The following is a 22,018-nucleotide window of genomic DNA, read 5'->3' on the forward strand; positions in this document are numbered from 1 at the left end:
GCGATTCAGCCATGAAAAAAGCAGTAGCAATTGGAGCAACATTAACAACAATTTTATTTGCCGGATGCGCAGCATCAGGAGAAGACGAAAAGACGATTAAGCTCGGTGTCAGCGGTTCGGACACACAAGTTTGGGATTATGTCGCGAAAAAAGCAGAGAAGGAGGGCATCAAAATCGAGCTCGTCAAGTTCTCCGATTATGTCCAACCGAACATGGCGCTGGCTGAAGGCGAAATTGACGCCAATTCCTTCCAGACGATTTCTTACTTCAACGCTTTCAAGAAAGAACATAACTTGAAGCTATCGCCGATCGCGACGACTGTCATCGCACCGATGGGCATTTACTCAGATAAATACAAGGACGTCAAAGACATTCCGGTTGGTGGAAAAATTGCCGTTCCGAACGAAGCGACGAACATGGGGCGCGCCCTCTTGTTACTACAAGAAGCCGGTCTGATCAAGTTACCGGACGACTTCGACGGCAACGGTTCGCTCGATAAGATCGTCGAGAATCCGAAGAAGCTGAAAATCGTTCCGATCGTCGCTGGACAGACACCACGCGTCTTACCGGATGTCGCGGCATCAATCATCAACAATGGCATTGCCGTTGACGCTGGCTTCAACCCAATCAAAGACTCGATCGTTCATGAGAACGAGACAGCAAAACCATACATCAACATCATCGCAACACGGACAGAAGACAAGAATAAAAAAGAACTGAAAAAGATCGCGTCGCTGTATCAACAAAAAGATGTCGCGGCCTTCATCAAAAAAGAATACAAAGGCAGTACGATCCCGACGTTCGTTCCACTAAGCGACATCGGCGAATAATTTCAAAAGGAGAGTGGATAGCATGACGACACCAGTACGCACGACATGGGTAGAGACGATTGAACAAGATATCGAACAAAAACGGGAATCGTATCTTGAGACGAGTCATCGGATTCATGCGACGCCAGAAATCGGGAACGAGGAATTCTTTGCTTCGCGGCTCCATGCGGAGCGTCTGACGGCAGAGGGCTTTACGGTAGAACTTGGCGTCGCGGGGCACGAGACCGCATTCTTTGCGAAAAAATCGAGCGACCGACCAGGCGCGACGATTGCCTTTCTTGCTGAGTATGATGCGTTGCCAGGCATCGGTCACGCATGCGGTCATAATATCATCGGCACGACGAGTGTCGCGGCAGCGATCGCGCTCAGTAAAGTGCTCGATGAAGTTGGCGGGAGTGTCGTTGTCCTTGGAACTCCAGCCGAAGAAGGTGGACCGAACGGCAGTGCGAAAGGTAGTTTCGTCAAACATCAGTTGCTCGAAGGAATTGATGCAGCCTTGATGGTCCATCCATCGGGACAAACACGGATCACGGGTTCTTCCCTTGCGGTCGATCCACTCGACTTTGCCTTTACCGGTCGTCCGGCTCACGCCGCAGCGTCACCGGAAGAAGGCATCAATGCCCTTGATGCTGTCATCCAACTCTTCAACGGCATCAATGCCTTACGTCAGCAATTACCAGACGATGTCCGAATCCACGGCATCATCACGCATGGAGGCGATGCGCCGAATATCATTCCGGAATACGCAAAAGCACGTTTCTTCATCCGGGCGACGACACGGGAACGGCTGAATGCCGTCACGGAAAAAGTCAAAGCCGTTGCCCAAGGCGCGGCACTTGCGACCGGGGCGACGCTTGACGTCATCGCTTTCCAAAATGAAGTCGACAATCTCGTCTTCAACCGGACGTTCGACCGACTGTTCCAAGAAGAAGCGGAGGCGCTCGGTGAAAAAGTCCACTTAGACGAACGACCGGGTCTTGGTTCAACGGATGCCGGTAACATCAGTCAAGTCATTCCGACGATTCATCCGTATATCAAGATTGGTCCGGACGATCTCGTCGCCCATACGGAAGCCTTCAAAGAGGCGGCCCGTTCAACAGCAGGAGATGAAGCATTGATCACAGGGGCAAAAATCCTTGCGCGGACAGCACTTCGCGTCCTCGCGGATGAACGGACGCGCGGGGCGATCGCCCAAGAATTCCACGACCGGAAAAACGGATACGTATAAGTCGAAACGAACGGCCGGAGCTGCCTGAATCAAGCAGCTCGGTCGTTTTTTATATGACGAGAATTCAGTCAGGAGACTTTATCCAGAAGTGGTATCCGATTTTAAAAGAAGACAAGACCGAAGCATTTGCGCTTTGTTTTCTTGAAAAAGATATGCTAGGCTAAACTTGTATAACTCAATAATCCAGTTCTTCGGGGTAGGGTGAAAATCCCAACCGGCGGTGATGCGATCAATCGATCGACGAGCCCGCGACCTGTGATGTACGCATCATGGCTGACTTGGTGAGATTCCAAGGCCGACGGTAAAGTCCGGATGGGAGAAGAACGAAACGACACGATTCAAGCCGTTCTCTGAAAAAATGTTTTCAGGAGATGGTCTCTTTCTGCATGCAAAAATGCAGGGAGCGAACCGTGTATTTCGTGAACCCTTCTATACAGACGCCCCTTTTTTAAGGGGCGTCTTTTTTCATTTGAAAGGAGTGAACGCGATGTCACAGATGATGAGTTATGCCATGCAATTAGCACATATGTTACACGGACAAACAAGTCCGAATCCAAGTGTCGGCTGTGTCATCGTCAAACAAGGACGCATCATCGGCTTTGGTGCACACCGGTTTGCCGGTGGTCCGCACGCGGAAGTCGAAGCCTTACGGATGGCAGGAGAAGCGGCTCGTGGCGCTGATCTCTACGTGACGCTCGAGCCATGCAATCATCACGGTAAGACACCGCCGTGCACGGAAGCGATTCTACAAGCCGGAATCAAACGAGTCTTCGTCGCAACGGAAGACAAACATGCGATCGTCGCTGGTTCTGGTATCAAACGGCTACAGGACGCGGGAATCGAAGTCGAGGTCGGTTTGTTACGACATGAGGCGGAAGCCCTCTACACGGAATTCTGGAAGACGATCGAACGAAAACGCCCGACCGTGACCGTCAAAATCGCACAGACGATGAACGGCATTGCTGCGACGGGTGAACAGCGCTGGATCACATCAGAAGAGGCACGAGCGAATGGTCGCGCCTTGCGTGGTCGTCATGATGCGATTCTCGTCGGAAGTGAGACGGTGCTCGTCGATGATCCAGCACTGACGTTACGCGAGGCATCAGGCATCGAGCCGATTCGGGTGATCGTCGACCGTCGAGGTCGGGTTCCGGAGACGGCACAAGTCTTCCGCGATGGTAAAAATCCGACCTACTGGCTAACAAGTGTACCGCGTGTTAGTCACGATCAAGTGACGGTCCTTGTCGGTGAGTATGAGACACCGGAAGCGATTTTACAACGGTTATTCGAACAAGACATCCGTAGTGTTTTGATTGAAGGCGGACCAACGATTCAAGGTGCATTCCTTGAAGCGGATCTCGTTGACCGGATTGAAGTCTACCAAGCCCCGTCGATTTTTGAAGGAGCTGCGTGGAATGGTCAACACGACATCGAAGATCGTTTTCAAATCGACCAGATTGAGACGGTCGGACCGGATCTCCATCTGACGTATATCCGAAAGGGGGAGACGACATGTTCACCGGATTGATTGAAGAAGTCGGGACATTAAAACGAAAGATTCCGCGACCGAATGGATTAGCGCTTGAGATTGAAGCGCACCGGGTGCTCGAAGGAACGAAGATTGGTGATAGCATCGCTGTCGATGGGATTTGTTTGACAGTCACGTCGATGAGCCCGACCGGTTTCACGGCAGATGCCGTCCATGACACGATCCGTTCAACAGCCCTCGGTACGTACCGCGTCGGAAGCCCGTTGCAACTCGAACGAGCGATGCCGGCAGACGGTCGCTTCGGTGGACATTTCGTCAGTGGGCATATCGACGGAACGGCACGGCTGATTAGTCGGCGACCGGATGGAGAAGCGATGGTCTACACGTTTGATGTCGGATCGTGGCAAAAGTATTGTATTCCGAAAGGCTCGATTGCAATCAACGGCACGAGCCTGACGTTGCAACGCGTCACGCCGGAAACGATCTCGATTTCATTGATTCCGCACTCACGTCAAGTGACGACGTTTGATCGATTGGCAAGCGGCGCAGTCGTTAACATCGAGTGTGACATGATGGCGAAACATCTTTATCATTTCACGCAGCATGAGAAGCAGACGGACTGGGCAGCATTCTTAGGAGGCGACATGTAATGAACGGATTCGACTTGATTGAAGACGCAATAGAAGATTTAAAAAGCGGACGGCCGATCATCGTCTGTGATGACGAGGACCGTGAGAATGAGGGTGACCTCATCATGCTCGCAGAACACGCGACATCGGAAAATATCAACTTCATGATCACGCATGGAAAAGGACTCGTCTGTGTCCCAGTCAGTCCGCGGATCGCACAGCGACTCGAACTTGCTCCGATGACAGCGAATAATACCGATCCGCATGGGACGGCATTCACGCTCAGCATCGATCATGAAGACGCGAAAACCGGTATTAGTGCTGAAGAACGTTCGCTGACGATCCAGCGGATGTTGACGGATGGACCAGAGCGTTTCAAACGACCAGGGCATATCTTCCCGTTGATCGCAAAAGAAGGCGGTGTCCGGGAACGACGCGGACATACGGAAGCGGGCGTTGACCTTGCTCGTCTTGCCGGAAGTGAAGAAATCGCCGTTATCTGTGAAATCATCAAGGAAGACGGTACGATGGCTCGGGTGGATGATTTGCTTCTTTATAAGGAAGAGCATGATTTAAAACTGATCACGATTGAGGCACTCGTCGCCTATCTCGAGCGTCCATTGACGCGGGAAGCGGAAGTGTTGCTTCCGACGACGTTCGGAGCCTTCCGAATGATCGGCTATACGACACAAGATAAAAAAGAACATGTCGCCGTCTTATCCGGTGAAGCGCACGACGGGATGCTTGTCCGTCTACATTCGGAATGCCTGACGGGGGATGTCTTCGGTTCGAAACGTTGCGATTGTGGTCCACAACTCGATGCGGCACTTGAGCGGATCGAACGAGAAGGTGGAGCCGTCTTGTATTTACGTCAGGAAGGACGCGGCATCGGTCTAATGGCGAAGTTAAAAGCGTACGAGTTACAGGAACAAGGACTCGATACAGTCGAAGCGAACCATGCACTCGGTTATCCGACGGACATGCGGGACTACACGGTCGCAGCCAACATGTTGCGGGATCTTGGCGTAACGAAGATTCGCTTGATGACGAATAATCCGGACAAACAACGAGTGCTTGAGCAAGAGGGAATTGAAATCATCGAGCGTGTTCCCCATCAAGTACCGGTTGAGCCGGAAAATCAGCGTTACCTGAAAACCAAACAAACGAAACTCGGGCATTGGCTCGATATCCAAGGAGGACACACATCATGATCTACGAAGGTTTCTTAACAGGAGAAGGACTACACGTCGCAATCGTCGCAGCACGTTTTAACGAACTGATCACATCAAAACTCGTCGGAGGAGCGAACGACGCTTTCCGTCGTCACGGTGTCGCGGCGGATGCTGTCGATACGGCGTGGGTTCCGGGAGCGTTCGAAATTCCGCTCGTCGCAGAAAAGTTAGCGAAAAGCGGCAAGTATGACGCCGTCATCACACTCGGTGCCGTCATCCGTGGAGCGACGTCACATTATGATTATGTGTGTAACGAAGTCGCGAAAGGTGTCGCGAGTGCGTCACGCGACACAGGCGTTCCAATCATCTTTGGTGTCTTGACGACGGATTCAATCGAGCAAGCGGTCGAACGTGCTGGTACGAAAGCCGGAAACAAAGGCTACGAAGCAGCCGTTTCTGCAATCGAAATGGCGAATCTCTTACGGACGATCTAATGAAACAAAAACAGGCTGACGGAAGCTTCCGTCAGCCTGTTTTTTTTACGAAAATCCCTTGAAGATTGAATCAAATTTCAAAAAAAGAATCGTAGATTTAAAATTTGAGGATTCGTTCTCAAGAAGAAAGGTAATGATGTAATAAAGAAACTTTGAAACATTTTCCAATGTTTTTCGTAAATCAGGGTAACGCGTATAAAGGAGGAAATGAATATGAAGAAAACAAGGTGGGTAGCAGCTGGGATTGTCGCAGCATCGATTGGACTGGCTGGATGTCAAGATGGACAGACAGATTCGGGCAGTGGCAGTGGGTCTGGTTCGACGAAGTCGGGGGAACTCTCGAATACGGAATTACTGAATAAAGCAACAGCCGCTCAAAAAGATATTAAATCGTTCCATATGGAAGGGACAGTCAACTCAAAAGCAGGTGAGATGGCAGTGGATCAGAAGGTATCAGCCGATATCATTCAAAAGCCGCTTACGATGCACCAGACGATGACGATGAAAAATCCACAGGACGGTAAAGACATGTCGATCGAGAGCTATATCGTCGACAACAAAATGTATTTATCGCAAAACGGACAATGGCTCGTTCAAGATGTCTCGGAACTAGGCGATATGGTCGAAGCGATGGAGTCATCGGCATCAACGGATCAAAATCTCAAGCTATTGAAAAAGTACAAAGACAACTGGACAGCGAAAAAAGAGGGTGACGTCTATCAAATCGACGTCAAACTAAAGGGTGACGACCTCAAAGCCTTCATGAAGGATTCGCTGGAGCAAACAGGACAAATGGCGCAAATGAAAGACGCTATGGACAGCATCGATTATAAGAAAATGAATTACACGATGACGTATGACGCAAAAACATTCTATCCAAAATCACTCGATATGGATATGGTATTCGCGATTGAAAAAGATACCGAGTTCAATATGAAGAACGCGTCGACGTTCTCGAAATTCAATGAGATTAACGAAATCAAATTACCAGCGGAAGCAAAAGATGCGAAACCGCTGACAGGTGCAGCGCAATAAACGATAAAGTCCCCTCTCTTCTAGGAAGACGAGGGGACTTTTTTTAGACTTGGAACTGACGTAAGACGTCTTTTAGTGCTTCCGCTTGCTGTTGACTGACGGAAGTCTGTTCATGCACATCGCGGAACGCTTGAACGGAATGGTTGATCTGTTCCGACATCGATTGGGTGCCCTGTGCCCCATCGTTGACGGTGACGGCGACATCATGGATGACACCAAGCATATTTGATGTCAGTTCCTGGAGCTGACCAGCTTGAGCAGCAAAATGTTCCGCCGCATCACCGAATAATTGTGCGTCATTCCGGTATTGAATCGAGGCGTCTTCAAACAAGTCGTAGTCCTTGACGACTTTCGCATCAATGAAGGACAGCATCTCACCAGATGCTGTATTCAAATGCTCGACCGACTCGATAACCGAGAGTGAAACATCTTGGATTTGTTCGACGGTATCGCGACTACTTTCAGCGAGCTTACGGATCTCATCTGCGACGACGGCAAAACCTCGACCGACTTCACCGGCCCGTGCTGCTTCAATCGAAGCGTTCAGAGACAATAAATTCGTTTGCGCCGCGATGGCAAGGATCGCGTCAGACAAGACGGAAATCTCCTTGACGGCTTTCGCCCGTGCCATTGCGTCCTCGAGTTTACTTTTCGTTTCGGCGAGAATATGATTCGCGGTCTGTTTTGCTTCCGTGGCGACGACTTGTAGCGATTCAGCCCGTCCGCCGACTTCTTGCGCCCGTCTTCCGTTCTCTTGTGCGCCGGAGACGATATCATGAATCGTCGCTTCCATATCGACGGCAGACGAGTTCATTTCTTCAGCAGAAGCGGCAGTCTCCTGCATACCAGCAGATAAGTTTTCAATCGTATGCGAAGTGGAGGCCATCTCTTGATCGAGTTCACCGATTCGACCGGAGACATGACGAGAGGTCGACACAACGTGTGTTGCTGTATCATCGACTTGAACGATGATTGTTCGTAAGTGAGCGATGAATTGATTCATCGACTGGGCGATTTGCCCGATCTCGTCATTACGTGTGACGTCGAGTTGAGCAGTCAAGTCACCGCCTTGAGTGGCGAGTTCATGCGTTTTCGCCTCCAGTTGACGAAGGGGGCCGAAGATTGACCGTAAAATCAAGAAAGTGAAGATCACACCGAGTAATCCAACGACTCCAATGATCGTAAACAGCATGAGATGAGCGGTATTAGCAGCTTGAGTAATCGTTGCTCCGTTTTTCTTCGCCTGTTGATTATTGAATTTCACGATTTTCGTCAGTTGATCCGAGACAGCAAAATATGAATCCCGGCTATCGCCTTCGTAATACGTGACGGCTTCTTTTTGTGTTTCTGGTGTGCTGAGTGTAAGCAGGCGATCAGTCGTTTCTTTGAACGTCTGCCACTTCTTCGAAAGATCATCGAATAATTGACGGTCCGATTTCAAATAGATCGTTTTCTCGTAATTAGCGAGGTTCGCATCAATGGTCGCGATTCCATCTTTGACACGCTTGTCGTATCCGGCCTTAACCGTCGAATCATTTTCCTGAATGTGTAACAATTCGACACGTCGTAAATCAGACAGTGCGGTATTCGTCTCGTGGGACAAGTTCAGACCGGGAATCCAAGAGGAGGTGATCGTATGACTCTCTTGGTCGACACGACTCAAAGAGAACCCACCGTATAACCCGACGCCAATCAAGCTAAGCAAAAGCATGGAGGACAATAAGATAAGCTTTGTTTTAATCTTCATGTAATTCGCTCCTTTGTTTTGCGAGATGAACTATTCGTTTTATTGATTATACTGTTGCGAGTAAAAAATTTACTTATTATTGAAAAAAATAAGTATCAAAAACGAATCATGAAAAAATAGTTTGACAATTATCAGTAAATTCTGAAAAAATGGTAAAGAACTACATACTCTACTAAGGGGAGGTAATATGAGTGGGAAAGGCATTTAGTGACTGGATCAGTGAGGTGTCCAATATCGTGTGGGGACCACCGTTACTCATCCTGTTGGTCGGTACGGGGATTTACTTGACGATTCGCCTAGGCTTCATTCAGATTACCAAATTACCTTATGCGCTGAAGCTTGCGTTTTCAAAGCATCAGGACGATAAGTCGGAAGGGGACATCAGTCACTTTCAAGCATTAATGACGGCACTGGCTGCGACCGTCGGTACGGGGAATATCGTTGGTGTCGCAACCGCTGTCGTCCTCGGGGGACCGGGCGCAATTGTTTGGATGTGGTTGTCCGGTCTATTCGGGATGGCGACGAAATACGCGGAAGCAATCCTTGCCGTCAAATATCGTGTCGTTGATGAAAAAGGACAGATGGCAGGGGGACCGATGTATTACCTCGAGCGTGGACTGAAGCAGAAATGGCTAGGTGTCTTGTTTGCCGCATTCGCTTCGATCGCGGCGTTCGGGATCGGGAACGGAGTCCAGACGAACTCGGTTGCCCTCGCTATGAAATCAACGTTCGATGTACCACTTTACGTGACGGGAATCGTACTGATGGTACTGACAGGTGTCGTCATTCTCGGTGGGGTCAAATCTATCGGAAAGGTCGTTAGTCTATTCGTTCCGTTCATGATTTTCTTTTATGTCGGAAGTGGATTGCTGATTCTCGTCATGAACTATGACTTGATTCCAGGTGCGATTTCGACGATCTTCAGCAGCACGTTCTCAAGCGAAGCGATTACAGGTGGCGCAATCGGGGCAGCAATTCGTTATGGTGTCGCGCGTGGAGTCTTCTCGAACGAAGCCGGTCTTGGTTCAGCACCGATCGCAGCGGCAGCTGCGAAGACGGACTTCCCGGGACGTCAAGCGCTCGTCTCGATGACGCAGGTCTTCCTCGATACGTTGGTTGTCTGTTCGATTACGGGTCTGACGCTCGTTATGGGAGGTCAGCTCGATACAAAACTAGAGGGTGTCGAGTTGACGACAGCGAGCTTCGAGGTTTTCCTCGGACCTGCTGGGAAATACATCGTCACGATCGGACTCGTCATGTTTGCTTACTCGACGGTCCTTGGATGGTCGTACTACGGTGAAAAATCGATCTATTATCTATTTGGTCAAAAATCGATCCTACCGTACCGCATCCTGTTCGTCTTAGTCGCCGGAGCGGGAGCGATGACGACGAACTTGAACATGGTCTGGGCGATTTCCGACGTCTTCAACGGATTGATGGCGATTCCGAACTTAATCGGTTTGATTGGATTATCCGGCGTTGTCATTGCTGAGACACGACTGTTCCGCGAACAGTTGAGACGAGAAGAAGCGAATCGGAAAGTTTCGTAGAAAATGCGAAAATGAAAGACTCGGAAGGAACTAGTGTCTAAGAATCATTTTTGAAAACGAATGATTCTGCCATCCTTGCTTTCTACAGGCGGGAGGTTCGTCAGGTCTTTCCTTTCCCTGACGAAAGCATGCACCATGCCTTCTCTTTCTGTAGGAGTCGAGGAATAGGCATTCACATTCTATATTTATTCAACATCAACAAAAAAGAAGATTGGTTTCCAAGGATTATCCTAGAAATCAATCTTCTCTTTTTTGCATATGTCCGTTTCAACCAGTCACTTTTTACGATAAAGCATCAAGGATTCATAAGGGCGTAACATCAAAGTGTGCCCCTCTGTCTGCATCTCCTGGTAGTTGTGAAGCAACACCGTATAATCCGATCCGTCACGAGGTAACGTGAACGTCGTCTCTGTTCCGTAGAAGTTCGAAACGACAAGCAACTCTTCCTCGTTCGTTGCGCGTTCGTACGCCCAGAGTGACGAATCGTCTGGTGTCAACAGACGGTATGAACCGTCTGTCAGCACGTCATACTGTTTACGGAGTTGAATCAATCGTTTGTAATGATGATAGACCGAGTTTGGATCTGCGACAGCCGACTCGACATTGATTTGCTCATACGTCGGCGAGACCGGGATCCACGGCTCGCTTGTACTAAAGCCCCCGTTGACAGCGTCCGACCATGGCATCGGTGTTCGCGCGTTATCGCGTGATTTTTGACGGATCGCAGCGAGAATCGTTTCTTCCGATATGCCGTTATCCCGTGCTTCCTGATAGGCGTTCAACGTCTCGACGTCGCGGTAGTCGGACAAATCCGTAAAGTTCGGATTCGGCATCCCGATCTCTTCTCCTTGATAGATATACGGTGTCCCTTGTAATCCGTGAAGCGTCGTCGCAAGCATCTTTGCACTCTCGACACGATACGTGATGTCGTCACCGAACCGACTGACGACGCGGGGCTGGTCATGGTTACACCAAAAGATCGCGTTCCAGGCTTGTCCGTTCATACCGGATTGCCAGTCGGAGAAAATCTGTTTCAGTTGCTTGAAATCAAATGGTGCTGCCGTCCATTTTTCACCGTTCGGATAATCGACCTTCAAATGATGAAAGTTGAACGTCATCTTCAGTTCCTGATTTTTGAGCGAAGAATAACGAAGACAATGCTCAAGTGACGTCGACGACATCTCGCCGACCGTCATGAGATCATGTCCAGCAAAGACTTGTTCATTCATTTCCTGCAAGTAGTCGTGGATGTTCGGTCCATCCGTATAATACGCACGTCCGTCTCCTGCTGGGTCGTTCGGAAGACCTGGTGTCTTTGAAATCAAATTGATGACATCGAGTCGGAAGCCGCTGACCCCTTTATCCCGCCAAAAGCGCATCATGTTGTAAACATCTTCCCGTAAACGTGAATTTTCCCAGTTCAGATCCGCTTGCGTCTTGTCGAACAGGTGCAAGTAATACTTGCCAGCTACCTCATCAAATGACCAAGCGGGACCGCCGAATTTTGATATCCAGTCGTTCGGTGTATCGCTCCAAATAAAATAGTCATGATACGGGCTGTCAGGATGACGTCCTTCTTCGAACCAGGCATGCGACGTTGAACAGTGATTGACGACGATGTCCATCATGACAGACAGGCCGCGTTGTTTTGCTTCTGCAAGTAACGTTTCGAAATCGTCCATCGTGCCGTAAGATGGATCAATTGCATAATAATCACTGACATCATAGCCATTGTCGTTTTGCGGTGAGGCATAGACCGGCGTCAACCAGAGATAATCGACACCAAGATCCGCCAGATAATCGAGTTTGGCCGTCACGCCACGCAATGTACCGGTCGCTTTGCCCTCCGGACTATAAAAACTCTTCGGATAGATTTGATAAACGGCGGATTTGCGCCAATCGGTTGTCGTGATCATCAGATACACACCTTTCTAGAATTACGCTGCTTTTTTCAGGGCAGCTTTTTTTGCGCGTTTCGTTGAGACATAGTGGAACAGGAACGTACAGGCGACAGGGACGATGATCGCGATCACCATGCCGACGATGAACGACAGAATCGAGCCTGGTACGATCGAAATAAAAGCAGGTAATCCGCCGACACCGATCGCAGGAGCAAGAACGCCGCTGACAGCGATGAAAGCTGACGCGATCGCTGAACCGACGAGTGCCGCGTAAAACGGATATTTGAACCGGAGATTGACCCCGAACATGGCCGGTTCCGTGATTCCAAAGTAGGCGGATAAAGCGGACGTTGATGCCATGTTTTTATCATTGACGTTTTTCGCGAGGAAAAGCATCGCGAGTGTTGCTGAACCTTGGGCGATGTTCGAAATTGCGATCATCGGCCAGATGAACGTCGTTCCGCTTTGTCCGATCAACTGTAAGTCGACGGCGATGAACATGTGGTGCATGCCGGTAATGACGAGCGGCGCATAGAGTGCGCCAAAGAGTAAGGCACCAAGTAACGGAACAGCTTCGAACGTATTGACGACTCCGATCGTGATCCAGTCACCGACTTGGCGCGTGACCGGTCCGATGACGGCAAGGGCGAGAAAGCCCGTCAATGTGATCGTCGTAATCGGTACGACGAGTAATTGGATCGCATTCGGTACCTGTTTTTTAAGCCAACGTTCGATCGTACTGAGGACGTAAGCGGCAGCGAGCACCGGAAGGATTTGTCCCTGATAACCGACTTTTTCAATTTCAAAGAGACCGAGAATGTTGAACGTCGGGATTTCACCTTTTAGAGCACTTTGTCCGTAGTTCCAAGCGTTTAAGAGATCTGGGTGAACAAGCATCAGACCCATGACGATTCCGAGGATCTCACTCCCACCGAAGCGTTTCGTCGCTGACCAACCGACGAGTGCTGGCAGGAAGACGAAGGCCGTATTGGCCATCATATTGATAAGATCCCAAAGTCCTTGTAAGTTCGGATAACGATCGATCATCGTCTTGCCACCGAACTCGATTCCGAATAGATTATTGATTCCCATTAAGAGACCAGCAACGATGATTGCCGGAATGATAGGCATGAAGACATCAGAAAAGACTTTGATCAACTTTTGGAACGGATTCATCTTAGCAGCACCAGACGATTTGACATCTGCGATCGTTGTTGCCTGTAAGCCGGTCAGTTGAATGAATTCTGCATAGACCCGGTCGACATCACCGGCACCAATGACGATTTGATAGACACCCGCGTTCAAGAACGCGCCTTTGACGAGTGGAACTTCAAGTAAGGCTTCTTGATCGACAAGCTCTTGATTTTTAAGCGTTAAACGAAGACGGGTGACACAGTGAGCTGCCTGCTCGACGTTCTCCTTGCCTCCGATGTTCTCAATGATTTGCTCTGCAATCTGACGATAGTTTGGTTTCATCTCGATGCTCCTTTTTGGAAGTGACATACTCGAACACTTTTGAAATGAAAACGTTTTCTTATTTGCGCACACTTATCTTAACTTATCTATATAAGTTGGTCAAGAACTTATATAGATAAGTTAAAAAAGAATGAAAAAGAGAGAATCCGTCATCTACGGATTCCCTCATCTTGTAGCCTATATTCAACGACGCGCGATATCAGTGAATTGAAATTTATCGAGACGGTGACGTGATTCCGTCCGCTCGAAGTGTTGTCCTTCATAGAAATACGTATCGTTCGTAACGACGATGACGTGTGTCATATCGTGAAGGTCGAGTCGTTCTTGGTCTTCGCGTGTCGCAGGACGGGCTTCGATTTTTCGTTTCGCATAGCTGATCTGCCGTCCGAGTGTCTCTTCGATGTACTGATAGATCGACCCTTGAGCAATATCAATAGTCAGACCGGGCACGAGTGCGGTCACGAAGTGATTGACGTCACGAATAACGCGCTCGCCATCAATCTGACGGATGCGCTCGATACGTGTCACGTCTGTTCCTTCCGCCACATGCAATAATGAAGCGAGCTCAGAAGAGGCGGGGAGCACTTCGCACGATATCACATCGGTCTCGACGATATGTCGTCCCATTCGACGGTGTGCCTCAGAAAAGCTGACGATACCGTTGAATTGAAACTCAATCGCTTCCTGTGACAGGACGAAGACACCTTTGCCTTGATGTTTACGAACGAAGCCTTTCTCTTGAAGGGCATCGATTGCTTTTCGGACCGTTCCGCGGCTTGCTTCGAACTCCTGCATCAGCTCCGTTTCCGACGGTAACTTCGTCTCGGCAGGTAATGTCCCTTCCTGAATGCGTTGCGCGAGTTGATGATAAATCTGTACATATTTCGGCATGAAATCCGTCCTTTGCATTCAAATAGTACATTTAGTGTAGCACGGAACGAATACAGGCATCAAAATAGCTCCACCTATGATCGGGGAACGACCCGAAAAACAGGTGGAGCGTAGAATCGTGAATGATCGTTAACGAAGAGATGTCGAATACGTCGTTCCCTTTTTAAGGACATCCTGTTTTTCATCGAGTACGTCACTCGTCAAGAGTTCGATTGACTTGACTGGACGTTCCAAGATGAACCCGAAGTTACCACTGCGAGTTTCAGACGGAGCATAGGTCTTCGCCAGTGACTCGAGGTAAACATCGTCTTCGAGTGTCTTTTCCGCTTCGCCATTCAGTTTGAAGTGGGCGACGGGATTGAACGTGACCGGTGCGTCACTGGTGTTCGTAATCGTGACGCGTGTCTTGATCAGATCAAAGGACTCCTCATGCGTAAAACCATGGAAGAAGTCAATCATGCCATAGCTTGGACGCGCATGAAAGACTTTGATCTCTTCGATCGTCATTTCGATCGGACCAATCTTCCGCGTTTCGTTTACGAGTTTGAATTGTTTTAGCGTCAGATCGCCCTTGTCATCCGTCACGGTCTGATTGATTTTCGTCAGCCGACGGTCGTCTGGAAGTTGTGGGTTCGGAACATAGGCGCTCGTTTTCTCAAGCGATACCGGCTGCTCCTGTTTCGCAGACGGAGATTCGGTTGGTGTATCTTGCGATGTCGAAGTGCCACAACCAGCAAGCACCGTCCCGAGCATCAAAGTAGCAAGTATCTGTTTCATGAGACGTCTCCTTATTTCTTCGACTTTAAGAGATCGAAGATGATTTTGGCATGATCCGTGTTATCAACTTGACCAGCGAATCGTTCTTTCGCAGGTCCAAACGCATAGACGGGTACGTCTTCACCCGTATGACCACCTGTCGTCCAGCCCGTATGCGAGCGTTCGTTGAAAATTTCTTCGATGGCATTATCGATGTCGAGTAATGTCTTCGATTCAGCTGCACGGGAAACACTGTCGATTTCTTGATCCGTCAAAGCGAGCTTGTCTTGGTCGATGTATGTCGTTAATGTTTTTCGTACATCCGCACCATCGACGATTTGCTGCGCCATGAAGTCAGGTGTCTTCTTCGCTGCTTTGATCGGTTCAGCGAACCAGTTGTAGATGCCATCCGCACCGATTGAGTAACCGCCAGTCGAGTGATCGGCTGTTGCGACGACGAGCGTATGTTTATCCTTCTTCGCGAAAGCAATCGCAGCTTTGAAAGCCCGTTCGAAGTCTTCCATCTCACTCATCGCACCAACGATGTCGTTGTCATGACCCGCCCAGTCGATTTGACTGCCTTCGACCATTAGGAAGAAGCCTTTTTTATTCGAGTCGAGTCGTTTGATCGCGGCATTCGTCATTTGAGCAAGTGACGGAACAGAATTCTCACGATCGATTCGTTTTGGCAATCCACCGTCCGCGAACAATCCGAGGACTTGTTTATTTTTATCCTTTTGTAACTGATCGAGGTCGGTGACGTAGCTATAGCCATCTTTCTCGAACGCTTTCGTCAAGTCGACATCCGGACGGACGAAGTTCGATTTCCCGCCTCCGAGCATAACATCGATCTTATGTTTGCCGTTTACACGTTCTTTGAAATAGTCGTCTGCGATCGCGTTCATGTTTTTACGACTTTCGTCATGAGCACCGAATGAGGCAGGTGTCGCATGCGTGATTTCTGATGTTGCGACGAGTCCTGTTGACTTGCCGCGTTCTTTCGCCGCTTCGAGCACGGTCTTGACTTCCGATTTATCGTTATCGACAGCAATCGCTGCATTGTACGTCTTCACACCGGACGACATCGCTGTCGCGGCAGAGGCGGAATCGGTGATGTTCTCCTTCGCATCTTCCGGATACGTCATCTGTTGACCGACGAGATAGGGATCAAAGGCTGTTTTTTCAGCCGTCATCGTCGAGGGATCGTTCTTTAAGTAACGGTGTGCGGACGTGTACGAGACACCCATTCCGTCACCGATCAGGAAGATGACGTTTCGGATCTCTGGCGACTTCGTATGTTTGGTTTTTGCTTCGGCGTCAGGCAGCGAAAACATCGTACTGAGGGAAAGCGTTGATAAGGCGAAAATCGGGATCAGGCGTTTCAGTTTCATAAAAATTCCTCCTCGAAAGATGATGGGTTATGGCGATACGACCTACAAAATCAACCTTACGGAGGAAATGTGAAATTCATATGGACCATTTGTAAAGCTTTATGAAGAATGGGTGAATTCAAAAAATCCCTTCTGAAGCACATCTCAGAAGGGACCGTATCGTATACGTCAGCGACGCCATCCGATCATGCGGCGATAAGAGCTGAAGGTTGGCCAAGCAAGAATCGCAATCGCGAGCCAGTACAGGAACTGGTTCTCAGACGAAATCAATCCAATGATACCGGCAAGCAGGATCGTCGTATAAATCGAGAAGGTGATGATCAATGCCGGATGTAGTTTCGGGAAAATCGTGAAACGACCGAGTCGTTCGTTGGCTGCTCGGACATATAAGCGACTACCGAAAAAGAGTAAGGCGATCGTCAAAGCTAAGCAGAACAAGATAGGATACGTCAGATTCAGATCGACATTGTTTTCGAAAAAGAGTGCGAAGGGTGTCGTGATCGTCATGAGAAAACTGGTTGGCTTATCTAACTCCTCATAGGTCACACCGAAGCCGAGTTGACCGATGGCATAGATGCTGAAATACGTGAAGTAGTTCAAGAATAAGAAGAACGTCCCGAGCAATAGCTGACCGATGATGTCACCAGCAATCGTTCCGGCGAATAGGAAGATCGTCAGGATTGTCACATCAAATAGAAGGAAAAGACCAAAATCTTGGAAGAGTGACGACCACGTGACGTAATCAAACGGATTGATGCCAAATGATTGCAGTAATAACCAACTAGCAAAAAAGCCGATGATCGGGAACACGATCAATGTCACGACACCAATTGCCCATTTAATCCAGAATAACCAGACCTTCGGGAAGGGGAGTGCATGCAAGATCAGACTACGACCACTTCCACGCTCAGAACCGAGCATCAGAATCGCAAAGACGGCAATCAGGATCGCTGCAAATCCGGCGAAAAAGGGACTGACGAGTACAGTGTTAATTAAATCAGGTTGCTGAGACGCATCGTATTTCTCGAACTCATTAATGACGGTATAACTACCGAATCCATAACTGAAGATCGCGAGTAGAATGAAACAGGCGAGCGGCCAGATGCCTTGTTTGATATGATAACGGATCAATTGCTTAACCATGTCGTTTCCCTCCAAATGTCCCTAAGAAGTAATCTTCCATCTGCACCGGCAAAGCATCCTTTAACAAGGGGTTTGTCGTTTCGAGATACTGTGCACCTGCATCGGATAAGATAAGCAATGTCACGACTCGACCGGTTTGGGATAAGATGTGAAGATCGGCGTGTGCCAGTTCCGGAACGTCCTCATAGACGACTTGCCATTTTTGCATACTGGCTTTAGCGTCGTCGAGCGCCTTCGGTTCGCGGACGAGATGTTTTTCAATCGTCATGACGCGGTCGGCAAGGGAATCGAGTTCTTCGAGTTGATGCGAAGCAATCAGAACGGCAGTCTGGCGCTCCGCCAGTAACGAGACGAGTTGTTTCAGATAATCGCGTTTGTTGATCCGGTCAAGTCCATCAGTCGGTTCATCGAGCAAGAGGACGGGAGCATTCGTTGCAAACGCGAGTTGAAGAAGGAATAATTGGGCTTGTCCCTTTGATAGAGAAGTGACGCGACGACCACGATCGAGATTCGATGACCGACAGTAGTTTTCGATATACGTCTTTTCGAAATTCGGATAGAACGCATTATAGAAGTTGATCAATTCACCAAGTGTCATTTGGCGATAGACAGAGACGGAGTCCGGAACGAGGAAGAGGTGCTTCCGCGTCTGCGGGACATGGTGAATGGATTCATTATTCCATTCGACCTTTCCGCGTGTCGGCTCAAGAGCACCGACGAGTGTTTTGAGTAACGTCGTTTTTCCAGCACCATTACGACCGATCAAGGCAGTGATCGTTCCTGCCGGTAGGGTGAAGGATGCATTTTCATAAATCATAGTACGGTCAATTTGTTTCGTTAGATGAGAAACGGTCAACATGAGGAATCCTCCCTTATGTGTAAGATGAGTTGATAAAGTTCTTCGTTTGAGATTGAGAGTTCGTCAGCGACGGAACAAAGGCGGATGAGTGGATCTTGAATAGCGGCTTGTTTGACTTCATGAAGTGGAATGTCTGAGATGAAGGAGCCTTTGCCGCGCATCGTGACGATGAAGTTGCGGCTCTCGAGTTCCTGATAGGCGCGGGAGACAGTGTTCGGATTGACAAGGAGTGTACCGGCAAGTTCACGGACGGATGGCATCTGTTCGCCAGAGCGGAGTAGACCACGGGCAATCGAGCGGATGATTTGCATGACTAACTGTTCATAAATCGGCAAGGGACTTTTCGGATCGACGGTGAACATTTCTTCACCTCCTTAAGTGTACTAATTCAATTAATACACCAATTATAGGAATTTAGAAACGCTCTGTCAATGTTTCTTTTCAGGAAGAGCGCTACGCCTTCTATTAAAATATTTGCTATACTGACGACAGAAGAATCGCCAGGAAGGATGACCGAGATGTTGGATCGATTGAGTGCCTTAGAGGACCGTTATGAAAAACTGAATGATATGTTGGCTGATCCAGCCATCATTAATGATACGAATCAATTACGCGAGGTCTCAAAGGAGCAGTCGCAACTTGCCCCGACCGTCGAGACGTACCGCATCTACCGCGAGAAGATGGAAGCCTATCAAGAGGCGCGCCAGATGTTGACGGATCCTGAGATGCGTGACCTTGCGAAGGAAGAAGTCGCGATGCTTGAACCGGAGATCAAAGAGCTCGAAGTGAAGCTGAAAGCGTTACTGTTACCGAAGGATCCAAACGATGACAAGAACGTCATCGTCGAGATTCGTGGTGCGGCAGGAGGAGACGAGGCAGCTTTATTTGCAGGTGACCTGTTCAAGATGTACTCAAAGTTTGCTGAGAAACAGAACTGGAAGATTGAGATCATCGATGCGAGCTACACGGAACTGGGCGGTTATAAGGAAATCATCTTCATCGTCAAGGGAACGGGTGCGTATTCGAAGTTGAAATACGAGAACGGGGCACACCGCGTCCAACGCGTTCCGTCAACGGAGTCCGGTGGACGGATTCATACATCGACTGCAACGGTTGCCGTGTTACCAGAAGCAGAAGACGTTGAAGTTGAAATCCACGATAAGGATGTCCGAGTCGACACGTTCACGTCGAGTGGACCAGGTGGACAGTCCGTCAACACGACACAGTCCGCTGTCCGCGTCACGCACGTGCCAACGGGGATCGTCGCCAGCTGTCAGGATGAGAAGTCGCAAATCAAGAATAAGGAAAAAGCGATGAAGGTCTTGCGCGCGCGTGTTTACGATAAGATTCAACGCGAGCAGCAAGCGGAATATGATGAAAAACGGAAGTCGGCTGTCGGTACAGGTGACCGTTCAGAACGGATTCGGACGTATAATTTCGCTCAAAACCGGGTGACGGATCACCGGATCGGCTTGACGATTCAGAAGCTTGACCGAATCTTGCAAGGTGAGATGGATGAAGTCATCGATACGCTCGTCATGGAGTACCAAGCACGGGCATCGGAGGCGGCAAACTGATGCGGATCGCAAAACGTCTAAATGAGGCAAAAACGATGATGGAACAAGCAGGACGCGAGGGTTCGAGTGCCGAATGGTTACTCATGCACGTCTTAGAAGTCGACCGGACAGGGCTCCTTGTCCGCTTGTCCGATGAATTGACGCCGGAGCAGGATTTACGGTTCAGTGAATACTTACTTGCCCATGTCCACGGCGTGCCCGTTCAACATTTAATCGGCTATCAGCCGTTTTACGGACGAGACTTTAGCGTCACACCGGATGTTTTGATTCCACGACCGGAAACAGAAGAGTTGATCGTCTTCGTGACGGAACGTCTCAAACACGAGACGTTCACGGCGGGACAGATCGTCGACATCGGGACCGGTAGTGGGGCGATTGGAATCACGCTCGCCCTCGAACTCGAGCAACCGGTCACGACCGTCGATATTTCACCAGCTGCAATCGCGGTCGCGAAGCAAAATCAAGCAGCGCTTGGTGGAGACGTGACGTTCCTTGAAGGAGATTTACTCGCACCGCTCGCGGACGATTCCGTCCGGGTGCTTGTTTCGAACCCTCCTTATATCGAGGAAGAAGAATTACTCAGTGAAGTCGTGTTCGACCATGAACCACATCTCGCCCTGTTTGGCGGAAAAGACGGTCTCGTCTTTTACCGACGTCTCGTCGAGGAGAGTGGGCGGGTCTTACGCGACGATTTCCGACTGATTGCGTTTGAAATTGGACACAATCAAGGACCAGAAGTGCAAATGATGTTAAAAGAACGTTATCCAAATGCGGAAACGGGTATTTTAAAAGATATAAACGGTAAAGACCGTATCGTGTATGCGGAACGAAAGGATTGTACAGCGTGAAGACGGAAATGATTGACTTACAGACGATGGATGAAGCAGTTCGGTTATTGCAGGAAGGAGAGGTCGTGGCGATGCCGACCGAGACCGTTTATGGTCTCGCAGGGGACGCAACGAACGAAGCGGCTGTTCGGCGAATCTTCGCCGCGAAGGGTCGACCTTCCGACAATCCACTGATTGTCCATGTCGCATCCGTAGAACAGGCACATCAGTTCGTCACGCACATTCCAGATGTCGCGGCACGTTTGATGGAGGCGTTCTGGCCAGGAGCCTTGACGATCATCCTCGAATCGAACGGAACCGCATCCACACTCGTCACAGCAGGACTAGATACGATCGGATTACGGATGCCAGACCATCCGCTCGCGCTTCAATTAATTGAAGCGACAGGGCTGGGTCTCGCAGCACCGAGTGCCAACCGTTCCGGAAAACCTTCACCGACGTCATCTGCGCACGTCGCATATGACCTCTCGGGACGCATCGCTGCGATCGTCGATGGAGGGGAAACGGGCATCGGGGTCGAATCGACTGTCATCGATTGTACGATGACGCCACCGGCGATTTTAAGACCGGGCGGCGTGACACGTGAACAAATCGAGTCGGTCATCGGTCCTGTCACACTCGATCCTGCTTTATCGATGAAAGATGCTACACCGAAGGCACCCGGGATGAAATATACCCACTATGCGCCGGAAGCGACACTGTCCGTCGTCGAAGGGGATCTTTCATTCTTACAGCAACTCATCGATGATGCACGACAAACCGGACACAAGACGGGCGTTCTCCTGTTCGATGGGGAGGATGTCGACGCAGATGTTCGTTGCTCCCTTGGTAATTCGATGGAGACGGCGGCACAACGTCTTTACGATTGTTTACGGCGATTTGATCAGACGACGGTGGATCAGATTTTTGTACGAGACCTATCAGAAGAAGGGGTGGGGCTTGCGGTCCGCAACCGCCTCCATAAAGCAGCAGGTGGTCGGGTCATTCGCCCTTGAAGAAGGA

At 49.5% G+C, this 22,018-nt stretch carries 20 protein-coding genes and 1 riboswitch; of the genes, 11 read left to right on the forward strand and 9 right to left on the reverse strand.

Going from position 1 to position 22,018, the window contains the following annotated elements:
- The first annotated feature begins 11 nt into the window (after positions 1 to 11).
- From ACHWTJ_RS02230 to ACHWTJ_RS02260, 7 genes are all read left to right on the forward strand, one after another.
- The gene (locus ACHWTJ_RS02230; RefSeq protein ID WP_394679023.1) at positions 12 to 830 is read left to right on the forward strand and encodes a MetQ/NlpA family ABC transporter substrate-binding protein; all 819 of its coding nucleotides are present in this window, start codon (positions 12 to 14) and stop codon (positions 828 to 830) included.
- Between the two features lie 22 nt (positions 831 to 852).
- On the forward strand, positions 853 to 2,058 hold the full coding sequence (locus ACHWTJ_RS02235; RefSeq protein ID WP_294740214.1) for a M20 family metallopeptidase: 1,206 nt from the start codon (positions 853 to 855) through the stop codon (positions 2,056 to 2,058).
- Positions 2,059 to 2,241: 183 nt separating this feature from the next.
- Positions 2,242 to 2,386: riboswitch (FMN riboswitch) on the forward strand.
- Between the two features lie 159 nt (positions 2,387 to 2,545).
- A complete protein-coding gene (gene ribD, locus ACHWTJ_RS02240) occupies positions 2,546 to 3,586 on the forward strand; it encodes a bifunctional diaminohydroxyphosphoribosylaminopyrimidine deaminase/5-amino-6-(5-phosphoribosylamino)uracil reductase RibD (protein WP_394679024.1) in 1,041 nt (346 codons plus the stop codon).
- A complete protein-coding gene (gene ribE, locus ACHWTJ_RS02245; RefSeq protein ID WP_029342770.1) occupies positions 3,571 to 4,197 on the forward strand; it encodes a riboflavin synthase in 627 nt (208 codons plus the stop codon). Before ribD ends, ribE (ACHWTJ_RS02245) begins: the two co-directional genes overlap by 16 nt.
- The gene (ribA, locus tag ACHWTJ_RS02250) at positions 4,197 to 5,387 is read left to right on the forward strand and encodes a GTP cyclohydrolase II (protein WP_394679025.1); all 1,191 of its coding nucleotides are present in this window, start codon (positions 4,197 to 4,199) and stop codon (positions 5,385 to 5,387) included. Before ribE (ACHWTJ_RS02245) ends, ribA begins: the two co-directional genes overlap by 1 nt.
- Positions 5,384 to 5,842: a 6,7-dimethyl-8-ribityllumazine synthase gene (gene ribE, locus ACHWTJ_RS02255; RefSeq protein WP_294751409.1), complete on the forward strand. Its 459-nt coding sequence runs from the start codon at positions 5,384 to 5,386 to the stop codon at positions 5,840 to 5,842. The genes ribA and ribE (ACHWTJ_RS02255) overlap by 4 nt, the downstream gene beginning before the upstream one ends.
- Before the next feature lie 213 nt (positions 5,843 to 6,055).
- Positions 6,056 to 6,877: a DUF6612 family protein gene (locus ACHWTJ_RS02260; protein ID WP_294740218.1), complete on the forward strand. Its 822-nt coding sequence runs from the start codon at positions 6,056 to 6,058 to the stop codon at positions 6,875 to 6,877.
- A gap of 43 nt (positions 6,878 to 6,920) precedes the next feature.
- On the opposite strand, the gene ACHWTJ_RS02265 is transcribed toward ACHWTJ_RS02260, so the two are convergent.
- Entirely contained in the window at positions 6,921 to 8,624 is a 1,704-nt protein-coding gene (locus ACHWTJ_RS02265) for a methyl-accepting chemotaxis protein (RefSeq protein ID WP_394679026.1), read from the reverse strand.
- 191 nt (positions 8,625 to 8,815) lie between these two features.
- On the opposite strand from ACHWTJ_RS02265, the gene ACHWTJ_RS02270 reads away from it, so the two are divergent.
- Positions 8,816 to 10,174, forward strand: a complete 1,359-nt coding sequence (locus ACHWTJ_RS02270) for a sodium:alanine symporter family protein (RefSeq protein WP_294740220.1) — start codon at positions 8,816 to 8,818, stop codon at positions 10,172 to 10,174.
- Between the two features lie 275 nt (positions 10,175 to 10,449).
- Here the strand turns inward: ACHWTJ_RS02270 and treC are convergent, their stop codons facing one another.
- The 8 genes from treC to ACHWTJ_RS02310 form a co-directional block, all read right to left on the reverse strand.
- Positions 10,450 to 12,090, reverse strand: a complete 1,641-nt coding sequence (gene treC / locus ACHWTJ_RS02275) for an alpha,alpha-phosphotrehalase (protein ID WP_394679027.1) — start codon at positions 12,088 to 12,090, stop codon at positions 10,450 to 10,452.
- Between the two features lie 21 nt (positions 12,091 to 12,111).
- Positions 12,112 to 13,551, reverse strand: a complete 1,440-nt coding sequence (treP, locus tag ACHWTJ_RS02280; protein ID WP_294740222.1) for a PTS system trehalose-specific EIIBC component — start codon at positions 13,549 to 13,551, stop codon at positions 12,112 to 12,114.
- A 183-nt stretch (positions 13,552 to 13,734) separates the two neighbouring features.
- The gene (gene treR / locus ACHWTJ_RS02285; RefSeq protein WP_294744663.1) at positions 13,735 to 14,442 is read right to left on the reverse strand and encodes a trehalose operon repressor; all 708 of its coding nucleotides are present in this window, start codon (positions 14,440 to 14,442) and stop codon (positions 13,735 to 13,737) included.
- 129 nt (positions 14,443 to 14,571) lie between these two features.
- On the reverse strand, positions 14,572 to 15,219 hold the full coding sequence (locus ACHWTJ_RS02290) for a hypothetical protein (RefSeq protein ID WP_394679028.1): 648 nt from the start codon (positions 15,217 to 15,219) through the stop codon (positions 14,572 to 14,574).
- Positions 15,220 to 15,230: 11 nt separating this feature from the next.
- Entirely contained in the window at positions 15,231 to 16,589 is a 1,359-nt protein-coding gene (locus ACHWTJ_RS02295) for an alkaline phosphatase (RefSeq protein ID WP_294740225.1), read from the reverse strand.
- A 168-nt stretch (positions 16,590 to 16,757) separates the two neighbouring features.
- Positions 16,758 to 17,732 carry a hypothetical protein gene (locus ACHWTJ_RS02300; RefSeq protein ID WP_294740226.1) on the reverse strand — a complete coding sequence of 325 codons (975 nt, stop codon included), beginning with the start codon at positions 17,730 to 17,732 and terminating at the stop codon, positions 16,758 to 16,760.
- A complete protein-coding gene (locus tag ACHWTJ_RS02305) occupies positions 17,725 to 18,591 on the reverse strand; it encodes an ATP-binding cassette domain-containing protein (RefSeq protein WP_394679029.1) in 867 nt (288 codons plus the stop codon). The genes ACHWTJ_RS02300 and ACHWTJ_RS02305 overlap by 8 nt, the downstream gene beginning before the upstream one ends.
- Entirely contained in the window at positions 18,585 to 18,953 is a 369-nt protein-coding gene (locus tag ACHWTJ_RS02310) for a GntR family transcriptional regulator (protein ID WP_294744672.1), read from the reverse strand. Before ACHWTJ_RS02310 ends, ACHWTJ_RS02305 begins: the two co-directional genes overlap by 7 nt.
- A 156-nt stretch (positions 18,954 to 19,109) precedes the next feature.
- Here ACHWTJ_RS02310 and prfA point away from each other — a divergent pair, with 156 nt between their 5' ends.
- Genes prfA through ACHWTJ_RS02325 form a run of 3 tightly spaced genes read left to right on the forward strand, consistent with a single transcriptional unit; the run spans position 19,110 to position 22,011 of the window.
- A complete protein-coding gene (gene prfA, locus ACHWTJ_RS02315) occupies positions 19,110 to 20,168 on the forward strand; it encodes a peptide chain release factor 1 (RefSeq protein WP_394679030.1) in 1,059 nt (352 codons plus the stop codon).
- Positions 20,168 to 21,016: a peptide chain release factor N(5)-glutamine methyltransferase gene (gene prmC, locus ACHWTJ_RS02320; RefSeq protein ID WP_394679031.1), complete on the forward strand. Its 849-nt coding sequence runs from the start codon at positions 20,168 to 20,170 to the stop codon at positions 21,014 to 21,016. Before prfA ends, prmC begins: the two co-directional genes overlap by 1 nt.
- Positions 21,013 to 22,011, forward strand: coding sequence for an L-threonylcarbamoyladenylate synthase (locus ACHWTJ_RS02325; protein ID WP_294740231.1), 999 nt, complete (start codon positions 21,013 to 21,015; stop codon positions 22,009 to 22,011). Before prmC ends, ACHWTJ_RS02325 begins: the two co-directional genes overlap by 4 nt.
- The last annotated feature ends 7 nt before the right edge of the window (positions 22,012 to 22,018 follow it).

Source organism: uncultured Exiguobacterium sp., assembly GCF_964277885.1.
Classification (GTDB): domain Bacteria; phylum Bacillota; class Bacilli; order Exiguobacteriales; family Exiguobacteriaceae; genus Exiguobacterium_A.